16 protein-coding genes and 1 pseudogene are annotated in these 15,769 nt (G+C 60.1%); 5 read left to right on the plus strand and 12 right to left on the minus strand.

All coding sequences use genetic code 11. The features are described 5' to 3' along the window. Positions 1-7 precede the first annotated feature (7 nt). From BLU26_RS02940 to BLU26_RS02950, 3 genes are all read right to left on the minus strand, one after another. Positions 8-274, minus strand: coding sequence for a DUF4212 domain-containing protein (locus BLU26_RS02940; protein WP_092283699.1), 267 nt, complete (start codon positions 272-274; stop codon positions 8-10). 220 nt (positions 275-494) lie between these two features. Beyond that, entirely contained in the window at positions 495-2,369 is a 1,875-nt protein-coding gene (locus BLU26_RS02945) for a 5'-nucleotidase C-terminal domain-containing protein (protein WP_092283701.1), read from the minus strand. Between the two features lie 116 nt (positions 2,370-2,485). Then, a complete protein-coding gene (locus BLU26_RS02950; RefSeq protein WP_092283703.1) occupies positions 2,486-4,993 on the minus strand; it encodes a membrane-bound PQQ-dependent dehydrogenase, glucose/quinate/shikimate family in 2,508 nt (835 codons plus the stop codon). A 93-nt stretch (positions 4,994-5,086) separates the two neighbouring features. On the opposite strand from BLU26_RS02950, the gene BLU26_RS02955 reads away from it, so the two are divergent. Next, positions 5,087-5,770 carry a DUF4197 domain-containing protein gene (locus BLU26_RS02955; RefSeq protein WP_092283705.1) on the plus strand — a complete coding sequence of 228 codons (684 nt, stop codon included), beginning with the start codon at positions 5,087-5,089 and terminating at the stop codon, positions 5,768-5,770. 43 nt (positions 5,771-5,813) lie between these two features. Here BLU26_RS02955 and BLU26_RS02960 read toward each other — a convergent pair whose 3' ends face one another. Both BLU26_RS02960 and BLU26_RS18530 read right to left on the minus strand, forming a co-directional pair. After that, the gene (locus BLU26_RS02960; RefSeq protein WP_092283707.1) at positions 5,814-7,115 is read right to left on the minus strand and encodes a serine hydrolase domain-containing protein; all 1,302 of its coding nucleotides are present in this window, start codon (positions 7,113-7,115) and stop codon (positions 5,814-5,816) included. A gap of 149 nt (positions 7,116-7,264) precedes the next feature. After that, positions 7,265-7,426 (minus strand): hypothetical protein, encoded by a 162-nt coding sequence (locus BLU26_RS18530; protein WP_157719285.1) that lies wholly within the window; start codon positions 7,424-7,426, stop codon positions 7,265-7,267. Positions 7,427-7,617: 191 nt separating this feature from the next. Here BLU26_RS18530 and BLU26_RS02965 point away from each other — a divergent pair, with 191 nt between their 5' ends. Further along, positions 7,618-8,082: a hypothetical protein gene (locus BLU26_RS02965; RefSeq protein WP_092283709.1), complete on the plus strand. Its 465-nt coding sequence runs from the start codon at positions 7,618-7,620 to the stop codon at positions 8,080-8,082. A 115-nt stretch (positions 8,083-8,197) separates the two neighbouring features. Beyond that, the gene (locus tag BLU26_RS02970; RefSeq protein ID WP_092283711.1) at positions 8,198-8,821 is read left to right on the plus strand and encodes a DUF4142 domain-containing protein; all 624 of its coding nucleotides are present in this window, start codon (positions 8,198-8,200) and stop codon (positions 8,819-8,821) included. Between the two features lie 77 nt (positions 8,822-8,898). Here the strand turns inward: BLU26_RS02970 and BLU26_RS18660 are convergent, their stop codons facing one another. From BLU26_RS18660 to BLU26_RS18745, 5 genes and pseudogenes are all read right to left on the minus strand, one after another. Next, positions 8,899-9,639 carry a MauE/DoxX family redox-associated membrane protein gene (locus tag BLU26_RS18660; RefSeq protein WP_172830636.1) on the minus strand — a complete coding sequence of 247 codons (741 nt, stop codon included), beginning with the start codon at positions 9,637-9,639 and terminating at the stop codon, positions 8,899-8,901. A gap of 299 nt (positions 9,640-9,938) precedes the next feature. Further along, positions 9,939-10,637, minus strand: coding sequence for an RES family NAD+ phosphorylase (locus tag BLU26_RS02980; protein WP_407920336.1), 699 nt, complete (start codon positions 10,635-10,637; stop codon positions 9,939-9,941). Then, on the minus strand, positions 10,631-11,032 hold the full coding sequence (locus BLU26_RS02985) for an antitoxin Xre/MbcA/ParS toxin-binding domain-containing protein (RefSeq protein WP_092288339.1): 402 nt from the start codon (positions 11,030-11,032) through the stop codon (positions 10,631-10,633). The genes BLU26_RS02980 and BLU26_RS02985 overlap by 7 nt, the downstream gene beginning before the upstream one ends. 76 nt (positions 11,033-11,108) lie before the next feature. Next, complete coding sequence (locus BLU26_RS02990) at positions 11,109-11,717, minus strand: class I SAM-dependent methyltransferase (protein WP_231702036.1); 609 nt, start codon at positions 11,715-11,717, stop codon at positions 11,109-11,111. A gap of 99 nt (positions 11,718-11,816) precedes the next feature. Beyond that, a pseudogene (locus BLU26_RS18745) lies at positions 11,817-12,173 on the minus strand (DUF1810 domain-containing protein); the annotation flags it as partial. Positions 12,174-12,361: 188 nt separating this feature from the next. Here BLU26_RS18745 and BLU26_RS02995 point away from each other — a divergent pair. Next, positions 12,362-13,597 (plus strand): HD-GYP domain-containing protein, encoded by a 1,236-nt coding sequence (locus BLU26_RS02995; protein WP_092283713.1) that lies wholly within the window; start codon positions 12,362-12,364, stop codon positions 13,595-13,597. A gap of 28 nt (positions 13,598-13,625) precedes the next feature. Here the strand turns inward: BLU26_RS02995 and BLU26_RS03000 are convergent, their stop codons facing one another. Next, positions 13,626-14,546 (minus strand): LysR family transcriptional regulator, encoded by a 921-nt coding sequence (locus BLU26_RS03000; protein WP_092283715.1) that lies wholly within the window; start codon positions 14,544-14,546, stop codon positions 13,626-13,628. Positions 14,547-14,681: 135 nt separating this feature from the next. Between BLU26_RS03000 and BLU26_RS03005 the strand changes: the two genes are divergently transcribed. After that, positions 14,682-15,080, plus strand: coding sequence for a RidA family protein (locus BLU26_RS03005; RefSeq protein WP_092283717.1), 399 nt, complete (start codon positions 14,682-14,684; stop codon positions 15,078-15,080). 12 nt (positions 15,081-15,092) lie between these two features. Here the strand turns inward: BLU26_RS03005 and BLU26_RS03010 are convergent, their stop codons facing one another. After that, the gene (locus BLU26_RS03010) at positions 15,093-15,704 is read right to left on the minus strand and encodes a LysE family translocator (protein ID WP_092283719.1); all 612 of its coding nucleotides are present in this window, start codon (positions 15,702-15,704) and stop codon (positions 15,093-15,095) included. Between the last annotated feature and the right edge of the window lie 65 nt (positions 15,705-15,769).

The raw sequence follows: 15,769 nt of genomic DNA on the forward strand, positions 1-15,769 counted from the left end.
CCTGTTCTTATTCTTCGTGGAAGTCGTATTTGCGATCGAGCTTGTTCATCTTCCAGACGTACACAAAGATGAGCACCACGAAGGCGTAGATGGAGCCCTGCTGGGCAAACCAGAACCCGAGCGGGAAGCCGAAGAACTGGATGTTGTTGAGTTGATCGACGAACAGGATGCCGGCAGCGAAGGAAACCGAGAACCAGATGACCAGCAGGATCATCATGAACCGCAGATTTTCCCGCCAGTAGCCGCGCGCCGCGTCTTCTTTTGACAAGGACATAACCATCTCCAATTTTTGTTGTTATTACACTCAACAAGGTAGCACCGGGGCCGGTGGTAGGAGACTAAGACTTTGGTAGAGTGCGCCGCTGCGGGCGCGCATCAGACTTTATTCTTTGAATCAAAAAAACCGCATAAGTGCATGATAATAAGCACCTACGCGGGTTTTTCTTGCTGGCGGTCTTTGGCCGTTAGACTAAAGCCTCATCCGCTTGCCTGGCTCAGTCAGCCAGGGTGTTGCCGTTAGCCTCTATCACCTGCTGGTGCGAATAGTCAGCGCGCAGTGGCGGGCTGACCATGCCGGTCTTGAGCAGGTAGTCGACCAGGCTCTGGGTGTACAGCAGGAAGGTGTTGGTCGAACGCCCATCTGCAGTGACCTCACCCAGGGCGGTGTAGCCATCACGCCCTTCGGCGATGAAGTCGTTGGTCACCATCACATAGGTTTGCGCCGGGTTGATCGCCACCCAGCTACCGCTGGCGTCCCTGACCTCGACATTGCTGAACCGCGTACCCTCTGGCTGTGACATGTCCAGGTCCCAACGAAGGCCGGCGGCGTAGGGCTGCGAGCCGGTAGACTGCGCGTCGTCCAGATGGTTGCTGACCGCATCTTCCAGCGCCTGAACCACCTCCTGACCGGTGATATCCAGCTCTACCAGCACATTGGTGAAGGGCAGCAGCGTAAAGGCGGTGTTGTAGGTAATATCCCCCGCCTGTACCGGTACGCGCACGCCGCCGGCGTTCTGCAGAGAAAAGTCTGCACGCAGGCTGGCATCCAGGAAGGCCTCCGCTACCAGCTGGGCGGCGTCGCTACCCTTGGCCAGGGTGTTGGCGGTTTCACAGCCAGCCACGCCAGCGCTGCGGTTAGTGCTCTCGCCGGGTACCCGCACCAGGCAGAAGGCCTCGTTGGCAAAGCCGATAACCTCGGCCTTCTTCTCATCGATACGGTCCTTGTAGGTCGCCAATACTGCCTCTGCCTCAGCGTCCTGTTCGGCCACCAGCAGCTCCGGCATATCCTCGATCAGCGCCAACAGATCCGCCTGCTCGCTCTCGCTCACTGCTACAAAGTTACCGGTGCCGTCATCCTTCTTGAAGCTGTCACCAATCACCAGCGCTGCCTGACCCTCGCAGCGCTCAACCCGGCCGCTGGTATCAAAGCTGACCTGCATCAGCCCCATGGCCTTGGCATATTCCCAAGCTTGCCCGATACACACGGGGTCGCCATCCAGATTGTTGGTTTGTGTGGGGTAAGGGCCGGAGGCGCTGTAACCAACGGCAGTGAAATCACCCAGCAGGGAGTGCGAGTCACCGCCGATGATCACGTCTACGCCTGACAACGCCGCCGCCATGGCCTGATCATTCTCGTAGCCCTGGTGAGTCAGCAGGATGATGTGCTCAACACCCTGCTCTTTCAGCTCATCGATTGCCGCCTGGGCCGCCAGGGTTTCGTCTTCGAATACCGTGGTTTCCAGTGGGCGGGAGGAGTTCTGTGTTTTGCCCTTGATATCGATACCGATAATACCGACGTCACGGCCATCCACGTCCTTGATGGTGTAGGGCTTGATGTAGTCATCCGCTGCGGTTTCTGCCAGCGGCGTGCCGATGGCGGGCTTCACGTTAGCCGCCAGGACCGGGGTATTGCATGCGTCGGTTGCGAGGTAATCGAGAAAGGTCTTCAGCCCGGCGTCGCTGTTGTCGAACTCGTGGTTGCCCAGCGCGAAGGCATCAAAGCAGACGGTATTCATCATGTCTGCGTCTGCCTCACCCTGATAAAAGGTGTAATAAAGCGTACCGGTAATTGCATCGCCGGCGTGCAGCTTGATCAGGTTGGGCAACTCTTCTTCGGCTTTATGAAACAGCGAGGTGACCCGCGAGAAGCCGCCCAGTTCAACGCGGACCTCCTCGCCATCGAGCTGAATACTGGTGTCGCTGAACGCTTCCAGCTGCGAGTGGTGATCGTTGATATGCGCGATATTGAGCTGCAGGCCTTCGCCCTCCTCCGCCTGCTCGTTATCGTCATCATCGCTGTCGCTGTTACAAGCAGCCAACGACATGCACAGCATGACTCCCAACAACCCTTTGCGCGGTAGATCCAGCATGACTAACGTCCTGTGTTTTGACTAAATGGTCAAAACACCCTAGCCAGCTGCTGTTACTGGCCAATGGCTGTTTCATGACGCTGGTATGAAACGGCCATTGGCTCCGTGGCATAAAGCTATTTTGGCAAGGCGTAGGCAATCACGGCGTCCCCGGCTTTGGTGCCGGTAGAGCCGTGTCCACCAGCCACCACCACCAGGTACTGCCTGCCGTCCGCCCCCAGGTAAGTGGACGGTGTGGCTTGGCCGCCCGCCGGCAAGCGGCTGCGCCAGAGCTCCTCACCGGTGCGCAGGTCATAGCCGCGTACGTAGTAATCCATGGTGCCGCTGAGGAAGGCCACGCCGCCACGGGTAACAATCGGGCCGCCAATCCCCGGCACGCCCATTTTGAATGGCAGCGGCAGCGGCGCCAGATCGCGTACGGTACCGTTCACCCGCTGATAACGGGTCTCACCGGTAGTCAGGTCTACCCCTGCCACATAGCCCCAGGCCGGCTGTTGACAGGGCAAGCCAACAGGCGACATGAAAGGTGCCATGCTGGTGGCGTAAGGCGCGCCGAAGTTCTCGTTGATGATCGGCTCACCCTCCTTGGTAACGGTGCGGCTGGTGCCGTCGGCGCGGGGTACCAGGGTGGAGGTGAACGCCAAATAAACCGGCATGCCGAACAGAATCTGACGGTCCGGATCGACCGCCACGGCGCCCCAGTTGAACGTGCCGAAGTTGCCGGGATACACCAGAGTGCCCTGCTCAGAGGGTGCGGTATACCGGCCGCCGTACTTCAACTGCTGAAACTGAATGCGGCAGGCCAGCTGATCCAGCAAGGTCGCGCCCCACATGTCCTTGCCGGTCAGCGTCGGCGGGTTGAATGAAATTGCCGATACCGGCTGGGTGGGCGCAGTAAAGTCACCCTCGGCGGCGCCCTGGGGTACCGGCTCTTCGGTTACCGGCAGAACGGGCTCGCCGGTGACGCGATTGAGCACATAAATTTCACCCTGCTTGGTTGGCGCTACCAGCGCCGGGATGCGCTGCCCCTGAATGGTCAGGTCAATCAGGCTGGGCTGCGAGGGTACATCGTAGTCCCACAGGTCGTGGTGCACGGTCTGGAACACCCAGGCCACCTGCCCCGTACTGGCGTGCAGGGCCAGGATGGATGAGGAGTACTTTTCTACCGCCGCGCTGCGGTTGCCGCCAAACTGATCCGGCGACTGGTTGCCCATCGGCAGATAAACGATATCCAGCTCAGGATCGTAGCTCGACACACTCCAGGAGTTGGGCGCGTTCTCCGAGTAGGTATCCCCCTCGGCGATTGGCGCCGTGGCGTCCGGCTTCTTGCTGTCGAAATTCCACACCAGGTCGCCGGTGTAAATATCAAAGGCGCGAATTACGCCCGAGGGTGAGGTGGTTGAGGCGTTATCGTTGACTGCGCCGCCGACGATGATCACCTTGTCGGTCACCACTGGTGGCGACGTGGAATAGTAGGAACCGGGGGTAACATTCGGCATGTTGGCCCACAGGTTTACCGTTCCGTCATCGCCGCCAAAGCCTGGGCAGATACTGCCGTCCTCGGCGCTGATGGCAATCAGGCGACCATCAGAGGTGGGTACAAAGAGGCGTTTCTGGCACACGCCGCGGGCATTGGCATAACCGCTATCGCGGCGCACTCGCGGATTTGGATCGCTCGGCGCTGCCTGCCCGGCCGCGACATTCTGCGCCACCCCCGCCGCCTTGGCGGTGATCTCCTGCGCGCTCAACTGCAGGCGTTCGGCGTTACTCAGGGCGGCGCCTGATTCAGCAGCTTCGGCGGGTTGCGCACCTGCGTCGTGGTAAGACACGCCGCGGCAGGTCATATGCTGCGTGGTGACGGTCGGCGGTTGGCGCAGCTGCGGATCAAACCGCCACAGCTCTTCGCCGCTGGTGGGGTCAAGTGTAATCACGGTGCCAAAGGGCGTGCACAGGTACATGCGCTCATCTACCACCAGCGGTGTGACCTCGTAGGTGGTCTCACCCGGGTCGTCGGCATCGCGAATCTGCCCGGTGTTGTAGCGCCAGACTTCCTGCAGCTCACTAACGTTATTGGCGGTTATCTGGGTCAGCGGCGAGAACCGCTGGCCAGCGGCGGTGCGCCCATAGGCATGCCATTCGCCATCGGGTACAGCAGCGGCCGCCACCTGCTCACTGCTGGCAGACGCCATGCGTTCTTCACTGAAGGCGCCGTTGATACCCTGTGGTTGCAGCCAGGCATACCCCGCCACGCCGGCAGACACCAGCAGCGCCAGGCCCAGCAAGCCCGTATAGGCGATCTGGCTGGTGGCGGAGTGCAGCCCCCGACGGGTGGCGGGCAGTAGCAGTAACAGCCCCAGTACAAACAGCAAGCCGCCACGCGGCGCCAGGGCCCACCAGTCGAAGCCCACTTCCCAGACTGCCCAGGCCAGCGTCGCCAGCAGGGCCACGGCGTAAACCATCAGGCCAATGGCGTGACGGGCGAGTAACAGACACGCCGCCACCCCCAGCAGCAACCCCACCAGCAGATAGAACCAGCTGCCGCCCAGTAGCCCAAGCCAGGCGCCCCCGGCCACGCAGAACAGGGAGCACAACAAAATCAACCAGGCGATAACGGGGCGAAGCATAGATCCTCCAGGGAGCAGCCGAAAAAGTACGCTCTCAGTGTAGTCGATGGGCTAAGCTTTGGGTCTATCCCAAGCAAATGTCAGAGGCGTGTCATGCCCCGTTTAAAGCTATTCGCCGCACTTTTTACCGCTGTGCTGTCCACCTCGGTCAGCGCGCTCTCCTTGTCTGACCTGACCCAGCAGGACGCCAGCGCCGGCCTCAAGGATGCCCTTACCCAGGGTGCCGAAGTGGCAGTCAAGGAGCTGAGCGCCCCTGGTGGCTTCAGCAACAACCCGGACGTACGCATCGAGCTGCCGGGCAATCTGGGCAAGGCGTCGCGCACCATGAAGATGATGGGTATGGGTGGCCAGATCACCCAGTTGGAAGACAGCATGAACAAAGCCGCAGAAGCCGCCGTGCCTCAGGCACAGAGCCTGCTGGTGGATGCCATCAGCAAGATGAGCGTGCAGGATGCCAAATCCATCCTGACCGGCCCGGCTGATTCGGCCACCCGTTACCTGGAAACCAGCAGCCGGGATCAGATCCGCGCGCTCTTTCTGCCCGTGGTCAAGAATGCAACCGATCAGGTCGGCCTGGCCCAGCAGTACAATACCTTTGCGTCACAGGCCTCCAGCTTTGGCGTGGTGGATGCCAAGGATGCGAATATCGAGGGTTATGTGACCGAGCGCACCCTGGACGGGCTGTTCGAAATGATGGCCGAACAGGAAGCGGATATCCGCAGCAATCCCACGGAAGCCGCCACCAGCCTGGCAAAGAAGGTATTCGGTAGCCTGTGAAAGCTGGCGGGCGCCCTGCTCATCGGGGTACCCGCTGCAGCCCTCAATTACGCAGCAAGTTCGCCAGCGCCTCCATAACCCGCCGGGTCATTGCGTAGGTAAAGTCGTTGGATGCCACCGGGTGGGAGCCCAGGCGCACCACACTCAGCTGCGCGACTGGGTTCACATGGATCAACTGACCGTGCACGCCCATGGCCTCGAATACGCCATCACTGTTGTGCGATACCCACCACTGGTCGTGGTACGAGTATCCTTCCATGCCCTGGCGGCCGAAGCGTGCAAAAGCCTCCCGGTCGCCGCCACGCTGTATCTCGGCAATGATCTCCTGCGGCACTATCTGTTGACCGTTATAGCACCCGCCCTGACGCAGCATTTCAGCAAATCGCCCCAGATCCCGCAGCGTCGCATTCAGCCCTGCGCCGGCCCATTCGGTACCCTTGCCGTCCAGCAGTATGTAGGCGTCCTGCTCGGCGCCCAGTTTGCTCCAGATGCGCTCGGTAACCTGTTGGGCCAGATCTTTGCCGCTCACCCGGCGGATGATCCAGCCGAGCACCTCGCTGTGCACAGTGCGATAGGCAAAGTGCTCGCCATGCGCGCGATCGGCGCCAATCGACGGCAGGTACTCATACAGACTGGTAGGGCCCTGCCAGTCTGAGGACTGGGTAATACCGGCAGACAGCCCGTAGTGAATGACATCCGAGGTGCCATCGGCATAGACCTCCGAGTACTTCACATCGGCGGTCATATCCAGCACCTGCTGTACGCTGGCACCGGCCCAGCCGGAATTGGCCAGCTCGGGAATGTGGGCGACCACCTCCGACTGGCCGTCCAGCAGCCCTTCGTGCATCAGCATCCTGGCAATCAAACCGGTGAACGACTTGGTCACCGACCAGAGCATGTGCGGGCTAAGCTCATCGGCCATGTTCGGGTAGGCCTGATAGATCACCTGCCCCTGGTGGATGATCAGCAGGGCATCGGCGTAGGAGCGCTCGAGAAACTCGCTGAAGCTGATCGACTCGCCTTCCTGCAGGTTGATCTGCAGCGCGTTGATCTGGGCCTCGCGGTTTTCGCCTTCTGGCAGCAGCGATGCAGCATGCGGGCCGCGGCTGATCTGGCGTGACGGGATCAGCTCGCGCATATGTTGGAATGCCCAGCGAACCTTGGGGTAGTCGATCAGATAGTCGGCGCGGGTGATTTGCTTGTCCGCCGCTGGCGGAAAGCCCTGCATATAGTTCAAGTCAGCCAGCTTGATGCTGGCTGAGGGCGGATAACTGGGGGCACCGGACTGCTCCGGTGCACAGGCAATACGGGCGTGTCGCGCGGCAAAACCGACTGCATTGAGCATGCTGATCCAATCCTGTCTTGTTGTTGTGTGGTCTTAATGCAAAAACCTGCAACAAGAAGCTAATCAGCAGCGTCAGCCAATGCAAGGAAAGTGCTTGCCGCGCCACAGACCGAATTACTCGCCCATAAGCGCAGTGAATAGCGTGCCGTTTAGTCTTCTTCCTTCACGCGCTTGGCAATTTCACCGGCATCCACTTCATTCAGCTCTTCGCTGGTGACCTCGCCTTCCCACTTGCTGTGGGGCACGTCGTCATCGGGGAGCGGCTTGTGCGGAAGATCATTCTCACCTGGATGTTTTTGATCACTGGACATAACTCATCTCCTGTCTGGGCCGCAAAGGGTTGGTTAAGTAAACGCAGGCCCTGTTTGTGTGAAAGCGCAGGAGCCAAGAGGTTCACCCAGCGTTTGGGCGCGTCAGCAAATCCTTGAACTAGTAGCCACCCTCTCGGCTCTACCGTTATGCACGGCCAAGGCCGGCACACCCACTGCCTCAGGAGAATGTGATGAACCCGACGTCGAAACTACTCAGTTCAGCGCTGTTTTCAGCCGCCCTTGCGAGCAGCTTGCCGGTGGCGGCAGCCGACTATAGCGCCCCGAACAATGCAGCGGAAAACCGCGCGAATGTTGTGGAAAGTGAAACCAGCGGTGCGATGGATGAGGCGCGGCAGAAGCGCCTGGATACCATCGAGTCGGATAATCGCGACCAGCGTAACCGCAGCAGCACTCGGCCCGCCGGTACGGGCACCATCAATAATGGTGCCGGCGGAGCGGCCGGCAAGCCGCCAGGTACCACACCAGGAACGGGGCCCGGCACCCCACCCGGCACTACCCCAGGTGCCGGCCCAGGCACTGCGCCGGGTACCACTCCCGGCACTACGCCCGGCATTGGCAACGATGCTGGCGCCCATACCGCGCCGCGCCCGGGGGCTGGTGGTGCGGGCGGCGCATCGGGTGCGACCACGCCTTGAATACCGCGACGCGGCTCTTTCGCCGTACTGACATGATCATCTCGGCCGCGCCAGTAATTGAGCAGACCGAGCATAAGGGCTCCCTACTAGCGGGTGCCGAACGGAGGACCATACAATGAAAAACATACCTGTTATCACCGCAACAGCGGCTGCCATGGTGTTTGGTTTGGCCACGCTGCATAGCCACGCTGCCAACGACGAGCAGCCCCACGCGCTCAGTGACGGCAACCAGCAAATGCAATCTGAAGATCAGGCAAGCGAGTCGCCCGGGATGGACGTTGAGCGTTCCGATTACCTGCAAGGTGAGGAACTGAACGCCTTTTTCGAAGAAGCCACTGCCAATAACCTGGCAGCCATAGAGAGCGCCAAGGCGGCGCTGAAAGAAGGCTCACCTGAGATTCAGGCCTTTGCCCAACAGTTGCTCGACGATCACACCGCCTTGAACCAGCAACTCAGCGCACTGGCCAAACGGCTGGATATCGACATCGCCTCGGACCCTGGGCTGATAGACCAGGGCAAACAATGGATACTCGAGCGCCGCGATGGCGAATCCTTTGATGCGGCGTATCTCAATAGCCAGATAACCGAGCACCAGCAAAGCATCGAGCTGTTCAAGGAGGCGCAGCAAAGCCGTGATCAGGAAGTCAGCGCGCTGGCGGAAAAGGCGCTGTCCAGCCTGCAAGGCCACCTGGAAGCGGCGAAGCAACTATCCCGCGAGCGAGCCAACGCCGAGGAGTAACCCTTGCCACGCGTAAAAGAACCCGGCTGCTTGCCGGGTTCTGCGTCTCTGCAGTGGGGCATCTCCCTGCCCGCTGGCTATTTGGCCAACATCCACAATGCCATCGCGATCATCATCAGATTCTCGGTCAATGAGATAAAGCCGAGCGGCACGTTGCTGTCACCGCCCACGCAGGCGCACTTGAGCTCGCGCTTATCGATGTACACCGCCTTGAATACCGAGATGGCGCCTATGCTGCCGATTACCAGTGCCACCGGTATGGCCAGCCACAGCAATGCACCGGCGATCATCAGAATGCCAGCCAAGGCCTCACCAAAGGGATACAAGTAAGCATATCTGACCCAGCGTTGGGCCAGCAGGTCGTACCCCAGGAACATATTCGAGAAGCTCTCCAGGTCACGCAGCTTCAGAATCGCCAGTACACACATGCTGATCGCCACAAACCACTCCAGCGCACGCACGCTGAACAGGGTGTCGAAGGCGGCCCAACTGACGCCCAAGGCCATCAGCGCTGCGGTGGCAAAGACCGCGATCACCGGCTGATAGGTAACCTCGTCAGGATCTTTCACCGGCTTATCAAAATAGCGGCGTAAATCGTCGTAACCGCCAATGCGTTGATCTGCGATAAAAGTTTGCGGCGTAGTTTCAACGTCGTACTGCTGTTTAAAGGCATCAGTCTCTTCGCGGGTGGTCAGCCAGTGGTCTTCCACCCGGTAGCCTTCGCGCTTGAGCAGGTCGCGTGATTTGAGCCCGAATGGGCAAATGTGATCTTGCATTACCATGCGGTAGAGTTTTGCGTGGCGTGCTTGCTCCGTCATCACTTCACCTCCGTCTGCTGGTTAAAAGCACATTACTGCGTACGGCCAGGTGCAGCTGGAATGGCTTTTTGATTCTTGAGTTGCACCCTTGAACTGCGGTGCTAGCTGAGCGCCATCTCGAAGCAGCGTCTCTGCCTATCCTGACAGCAACGGCGGCCGCGCCGTTCCCTTGCTCTTGGTTCTTGTTGGCGCGTACTAGCTGCTCGCGCCGCTTGATGGGGGGATTGAGCCTTAAGGGCGGCTTGGTGAATGAGCAAGTCTGGGTGCGCGTTGGCGCACAGCGTCCTGCCTTCGGCGTATCAACCAATCTGCGTCGACAGCTTGTGTACCGCAGCGATATCGCCGTTCCAGATCATCTCGTAATGTGCCGTCTGTACTACCGAGCTGACCTGCCTGGGGGTAAACAGACCCCAGCACACCGCATTTGGCTGCCGCACCGAGCGATAGCGTAAGCCCATGGCAGCGGCCTTCAGTGCATCGCGGCCCAAACCGCGTGAGGCGCTGTAATCGTCGGGTGCATAAATCGGATCGCGGCGCGCGATGGTCAGTGCATCCAGCGCGCCGGCCTCATCAAAGCGCGTGGTCAGGCCGCGGAAAACAAAGCGCTCATAGCGTAAATCCGGCACCTGCGACCAATAGGCCTGCTGGTGATAACGTACCTCGGCCAACGCGGTATCCATGGTGTCGGCGAGGTACAAAACACCGAAGGAGCCATCACTGAACCGCGAACCCTCCGGGTTTACGTGGGTAAAGGGCGCAGCGGCGTATGAGCAGCCGGGAATGCCAAAGGGAATGTCCTGCCGCGGGATCATTTCCAGGCGCCCGGCCTGATTGGCCAGGCGTGGATTTGTGAGTGCCTGCAAGGCATAGAGGGCCTCAAATTCCTCAGCATCGGCCACATCGTCGAAAATCGCGATGGGCGGATATTTGGAATTGATCAGCCGGTAACCGCGGATTTCCGCCGCCGGCAGCACCGGCAAGTGCTGCGCCTTTACCACTGGCTGCCACGCAATACATCAATACGGCGGAAGGTCTCGTATACCGCGACTATATCGCCACTGCCCATTACCTCCAGCGGCGAGCGGCCGAGAAAGAACGGGTTGTGGTTAGGCATACGCATAAAGCCGTACAGGTTCTCGGGATTATCAAACACGGTGCGCAGCGCCGCGTGGATGTTCAACACAAAGCTGACGCGGGTAAGTTGATCTCGATCCAGGTTGATCGCGGCCAGCCCGTCCTTGCGTTTGGCACGCGCGTAGGTGCTGTGCGACACACGCAATATGGCCTCGCCCTGCTCGCCCGTCGCGCCCCACTTATCGAGGATGGCAACGGCCGCCCGCAGACCGGTAGCAGAGGTGGTTTTTTCTGGCGCAGCGGCAGTCAAGGTCAGCATGGTAATACCCATAAATGCATGTATCTACAAACACTACTCTCGAATTTGAGTATTTGCAAACACAGAAAGAGAGCATTCACGCTGCCGGGCGCCGCCAAACGCTGGCCAGCCAGGGCTGCTGCTCACGCGGCAAGCCGGCGGGCCGATAATAATGTTCCAGCTCGACAAAGCCTGCGGCCTGCATGCAGCTTTGCCAGGTTTCCAGCCGGTAGTAGACCCCATAGCGATCGCCATTCCAGCCTTCCTGATCTTCACCCCGCGGGTTGGAACTGAGCAGCACCCCGCCCGGCTTCAAGCTGCTGTACAACTGGCGCAGTGCGTGCGGCAGCGCCTGGCTGGGAATATGGAACAACGCTGCATTGGCGAACACACCGTCAAAGCGTTGCGCGGGTAGATCGAGCTTCAGAAAATCCTGCAACCAGACCTCGCAGCCGCTGTCGGTGCGCGCCATCTGTACAAAGCGTTCGCAGCCGTCCAGCCCGACCGCTATGTGGCCCAGCGCAGTAAAGGTTTGCAGATCGCGCCCCGGCCCGCAGCCTACATCCAGGATTTGCCATGGCGCAGGCGCTTCGATATACCGCAACAGGGCAGCGATATTCTGGCTTACATCGTGCCCGCGCGTACCCTCGCGAAAGCGCTCGGCGTTCAGCTCATAATGCGACAGCGTCTGCCGAGCGGCCTGTATGAGCTGTTCATCCGCGGGCTCAGAGCACGGACCTGCGCCCAGCAGCGCGAGCGTCTTTTCATCCGCCTGTCCGCCGTAGAACACCTGCAGTATCCCGGTAAAAACAGCCTGATCCGGCGCCGCCAAGGCAAAAAGCGTCATGCTCGAGCGCAACTTGAGATCATCCGGCGAGCCCAGGATTTGCCGCGCCGAACGCCCGCGCCAACCGAGCAATGCCTGGCTGCAAGCGATCAAGCGTGGCCCCAGCACTGAGTGCTGCACGTAAGCTCGCGCCTCGTCGAGATCAGCGATCGCATAGCGCTGCGCCATCTCGCTGTACCCCAGCCCGGCTACCTGCGGGAAGATGAACCACATCCAGTGCGACGTCTTGCGGCCTGCGTTCAGCTCCGCCAGGGCGGTAGCGTAGGTGTTGGCCTGGGCTTGAACAAAACGCTGCAGGTTATAGGGGGCAGACATACTGCTGGCTCCGAACAGGGTGGTATTCACTAGAATGACAGAAAGGCGCACGCACTCGGCAGCAGACTAACCCGTACCCAGGCCGCTGTTAACAAAAGGTTGCCGGGTGGCCGCGAAAGCCACATGCCAAATGAAAGCGGATGGTTTATAAACAATAAAAAAGCGCCGCTGCCCCATCGAGAATCACCATGGCTGACCACAGCAGAACGGACCGCATGAAGATCGACGTGACCCAGCTCACCATCGGTATGTATGTGACCGAGCTGGATCGTCCGTGGACCGAAACCAGCTTTCTGTTTCAGGGCTTCCGTATTCGTCAGCAGCAAGAAATCCGCCTGCTGGCGCAGGTCTGCAAACACGTCTGGGTCGACTCGCGGCGCAGCGTTGGCGTTAAACAGCAAGTCATAGAGAATCACGCGCAATCGCCTGAGCTTCAGCCGATTGTCGCCAAGGTCGAGTTCAACCAGGAAATGCAGCAGGCCTCACCGGTCTGGCACAAGGCGCATGAAGAGTCGCTGCGCCTGCTGGACGCCGTGAGGCTGGGCCAGGAGCTGGACGTCGCCGCGGTCAAGGCGGTGGTGAGCGAATGCGTGCAGAGTATCTTGCGCAACCCCGCCGCCATGCTGTGGCTGGCCCGCATCAAGAACAGCGATCACTACACCGCCGAGCACTCACTGCGGGTGTCCATCCTGGCCATCGCCCTGGGCAGGGAGTTGGGGCTGGCCGAGTATCAGCTGGAGCAGATTGGCGTATGCGGCATGCTGCACGATGTCGGCAAGATCAAGGTCCCCAACGAGATCCTGAACAAACCCGGCGCACTCACCGCAGAGGAGCTGCGCATCATGCAGAGCCATGCCAATGAAGGGCGCCGGCTGTTGATGAGCAATCAGCAGGTCACCCCCGCTACCGTGGACGTCGCCTACTCACACCACGAGCGCCTGGATGGCAAGGGTTATCCGCGCGGGTTGGATGCGCCGAAAATCCCCTATTTCGCCAAGATCATCGCCGTAGTCGACGCCTACGATGCAATCAACAGCGACCGCGTCTACAGCAAGGGCAAGTCCAGCCTGGAGTCATTGAGAATCCTGTTGGAGGCAGTCAACAGCCATTTTGACGAAGAAATAGTTGGCCACTTTGTGCGCTTGATTGGCATCTACCCGGCTGGCGAGATCGTCGAGCTGAGCAATGGCGAGGTTGGCATTATTATCGGCTGCTCCACCACCAGCAAGCTCAAACCCAAGATCATGCGGGTACTCAACGCCAACAAGAAAACCTGCGAAGAACGGGTAATCGACCTGGCCACCACCAGCGTGGATGCCAACGGCAAGCCCTTGCGCGTCAAGGAGGTACACGGCAGCGGCGCCTTCGGTATTGATATAGACGCCTACCGGCGCAAGGGGCTGCTGATTCCAGCGCACGTGTAAGCCGCCGACTCGGCCCAGCAGGTAAGGTTCAGCCGGGCTCCGCTACGGGCGCGTGACGCGCCATCAAGTCAGCCACCCAATCGATGAACACGCGCAGCTTGCGGCTGATATGCCGGTTGGGTGGGTAAGCTACATACAGCGGCATGGGCTCCAGCACCCAGTCTTCGAACAGCGGCAGCAGCTCCCCATTCGCCTCATGTGCGGCGCTCATGTACCTGGGCAACCAGAGAATGCCCAACCCGGCCAGCCCCGCGGCCAGATACGCGTTGCCGTCGTCCACCGCCAGCTGGTACTGGCCTTTCACGTGCAGGCGCTCGCCGTCTTTTTGCATGGCGTAGGGTACGGCGCGGCCGGTCCGCGCCCAGAGAAAGCCAACGGTACGGTGCGCAGAATCCTCCAGCTCCAGCGGGTGCGCCGGCCGGCCAAGCCGCTCGAGATAGGGCGGCGCGGCAAATACGCCCAGCTGCAGCTCGCCTACCCGCCGCGCCATCAGCGAAAGGTCTTGCAGCTCACCGCCGCGTACTACGCAATCCACGTTTTCATCAATGATGTCGACAATGCGATCACTCACGCCCATGTCGATCTGAATATCCGGGTAGAGCGCGTAAAACGCCGGTAACGCGGGTACCAGTATCATCCGCGCCAGCGGGCTGGGTACATCCACCCGCAACCTGCCGCGCGGCACGGCCGAGGCGCCGGACAAGCTGGTTTCCGCCTCTTGCATCTGCGCCAGCAGCTCGATGACTCGCTCGTAGTAGAGCGCACCATCGGCGGTCACATTGACCTTGCGCGTGGTGCGATTGAGCAGCTTTACCCGCAGCCGAGCCTCCAGCTGCTGAATCAGCTGGGTGACTGTGGTTTTACTCATGTGTAGCGTTTCCGCCGCCTTGGTAAAGCTGCCCGCCTCTACCACACGGGCAAACGCCTGCATCGCATCAAATCGGTCCATCGCCCGCCTCATCTGGATTGTTTGGGAAACCCAAACAGTGCTGATTACTGTTGCGCGTTTATCGTCTGCGCACAAGCACCTAGAGTTTCCTCATCGGGCTTACGCAGCCCTGAGCAAACCAACGAAGAGGTAGTTATGAGCAAGCGCGACGTAGTCTTCCCCGCCGGGCGCCACGCCCTGTACGAGCAACACCATTACTCACCGGCCATCCGCTCTAACGGTTTTCTGTTCGTCTCCGGGCAGGTGGGCAGCAGAGCAGATGGTAGCCCCGAGCCGGAGCTGCTGGACCAGGTAGCTCTGGCCTTCAAGAACCTCAACGGCATTCTGGACGCCGCCGGCAGCAGCTTTGCCGATGTGGTAGACGTCACCGTGTTTATTGTCGATCCGCACTCGCGCTTTGAAAGCATCTGGCCCACGGTGGTAAAAAATCACTGGGGCGAAGCGCCCTACCCCAACATCACCTGTGTGGGCGTAACCTGGCTGGCCGGGTTTAATTTTGAGATCAAGGTGATCGCCAAACTGCCAGAGGCTTGAACCGGCAATGCGCTAGCCGCGCAGTGGCAGCGCTACCCCGATGGCGATGAAAATAGCCCCGCAACCCTGATTGAAGCGTCGCCCCACCCTGGCTAGCCACAAGCTGATACGGCTGGCCAAGCTGGCGACCAGCAGCTCTACGCTTAATTCAACCACCGCGAAGGTACCCGCCAGCACGGCAAACTGCACAAGCAGACTACGGGCCGGATCAATGAACTGAGGCAGAAAAGCGACAAAGAACAAAATTACCTTGGGGTTGCTGACCGCAGCCAGCGCACCCTGGCGAAATAGCAACGGCGCCGACCTTGGTGCCGCCGCTGGCTGGCTGGTAGAGCCTATTGGTGGCGAGCGCCAGAGCTGAATACCCAGCCACACCAGATACGCGCCGCCCAGCCATTTCAGCGCGGTCAGCCAAAACAGCGATGCCTTGAGTAGCGCACCTATACCGAACATCGACAACGCGATGATTACAACGAAACCCAGGCAACCGCCCAGAATCGTGTAGAGCGTCTTGCGCCAGCCATAGAGCGCGCCATGCGATAACGCCAACAAGCCGTTTGGCCCCGGCGACAGCGACAGGCCAATAACCGCCAGCAGGTAGATCAACCAGGTTTGCAGTGCCATGGCCCGTTGTAACTCCAGGATTGCGCACAGGCGCGATTAGTTGGTTTTATCTTGCAAAGGTAAGC

The organism is Halopseudomonas sabulinigri (genome assembly GCF_900105255.1).
Taxonomy (GTDB): domain Bacteria; phylum Pseudomonadota; class Gammaproteobacteria; order Pseudomonadales; family Pseudomonadaceae; genus Halopseudomonas; species Halopseudomonas sabulinigri.

What these genes read in the sequence shown, in the direction of transcription:
- BLU26_RS02940 (WP_092283699.1), bottom strand. Translation starts at nt 274, where the DNA reads ATGTCCTTGTCAAAAGAAGACGCGGCGCGCGGCTACTGGCGGGAAAAT.
- BLU26_RS02945 (WP_092283701.1), bottom strand. Translation starts at nt 2,369, where the DNA reads ATGCTGGATCTACCGCGCAAAGGGTTGTTGGGAGTCATGCTGTGCATG.
- BLU26_RS02950 (WP_092283703.1), bottom strand. Translation starts at nt 4,993, where the DNA reads ATGCTTCGCCCCGTTATCGCCTGGTTGATTTTGTTGTGCTCCCTGTTC.
- BLU26_RS02955 (WP_092283705.1), top strand. Translation starts at nt 5,087, where the DNA reads ATGCCCCGTTTAAAGCTATTCGCCGCACTTTTTACCGCTGTGCTGTCC.
- BLU26_RS02960 (WP_092283707.1), bottom strand. Translation starts at nt 7,115, where the DNA reads ATGCTCAATGCAGTCGGTTTTGCCGCGCGACACGCCCGTATTGCCTGT.
- BLU26_RS18530 (WP_157719285.1), bottom strand. Translation starts at nt 7,426, where the DNA reads ATGTCCAGTGATCAAAAACATCCAGGTGAGAATGATCTTCCGCACAAG.
- BLU26_RS02965 (WP_092283709.1), top strand. Translation starts at nt 7,618, where the DNA reads ATGAACCCGACGTCGAAACTACTCAGTTCAGCGCTGTTTTCAGCCGCC.
- BLU26_RS02970 (WP_092283711.1), top strand. Translation starts at nt 8,198, where the DNA reads ATGAAAAACATACCTGTTATCACCGCAACAGCGGCTGCCATGGTGTTT.
- BLU26_RS18660 (WP_172830636.1), bottom strand. Translation starts at nt 9,639, where the DNA reads ATGACGGAGCAAGCACGCCACGCAAAACTCTACCGCATGGTAATGCAA.
- BLU26_RS02985 (WP_092288339.1), bottom strand. Translation starts at nt 11,032, where the DNA reads ATGCTGACCTTGACTGCCGCTGCGCCAGAAAAAACCACCTCTGCTACC.
- BLU26_RS02995 (WP_092283713.1), top strand. Translation starts at nt 12,362, where the DNA reads ATGGCTGACCACAGCAGAACGGACCGCATGAAGATCGACGTGACCCAG.
- BLU26_RS03000 (WP_092283715.1), bottom strand. Translation starts at nt 14,546, where the DNA reads ATGGACCGATTTGATGCGATGCAGGCGTTTGCCCGTGTGGTAGAGGCG.
- BLU26_RS03005 (WP_092283717.1), top strand. Translation starts at nt 14,682, where the DNA reads ATGAGCAAGCGCGACGTAGTCTTCCCCGCCGGGCGCCACGCCCTGTAC.
- BLU26_RS03010 (WP_092283719.1), bottom strand. Translation starts at nt 15,704, where the DNA reads ATGGCACTGCAAACCTGGTTGATCTACCTGCTGGCGGTTATTGGCCTG.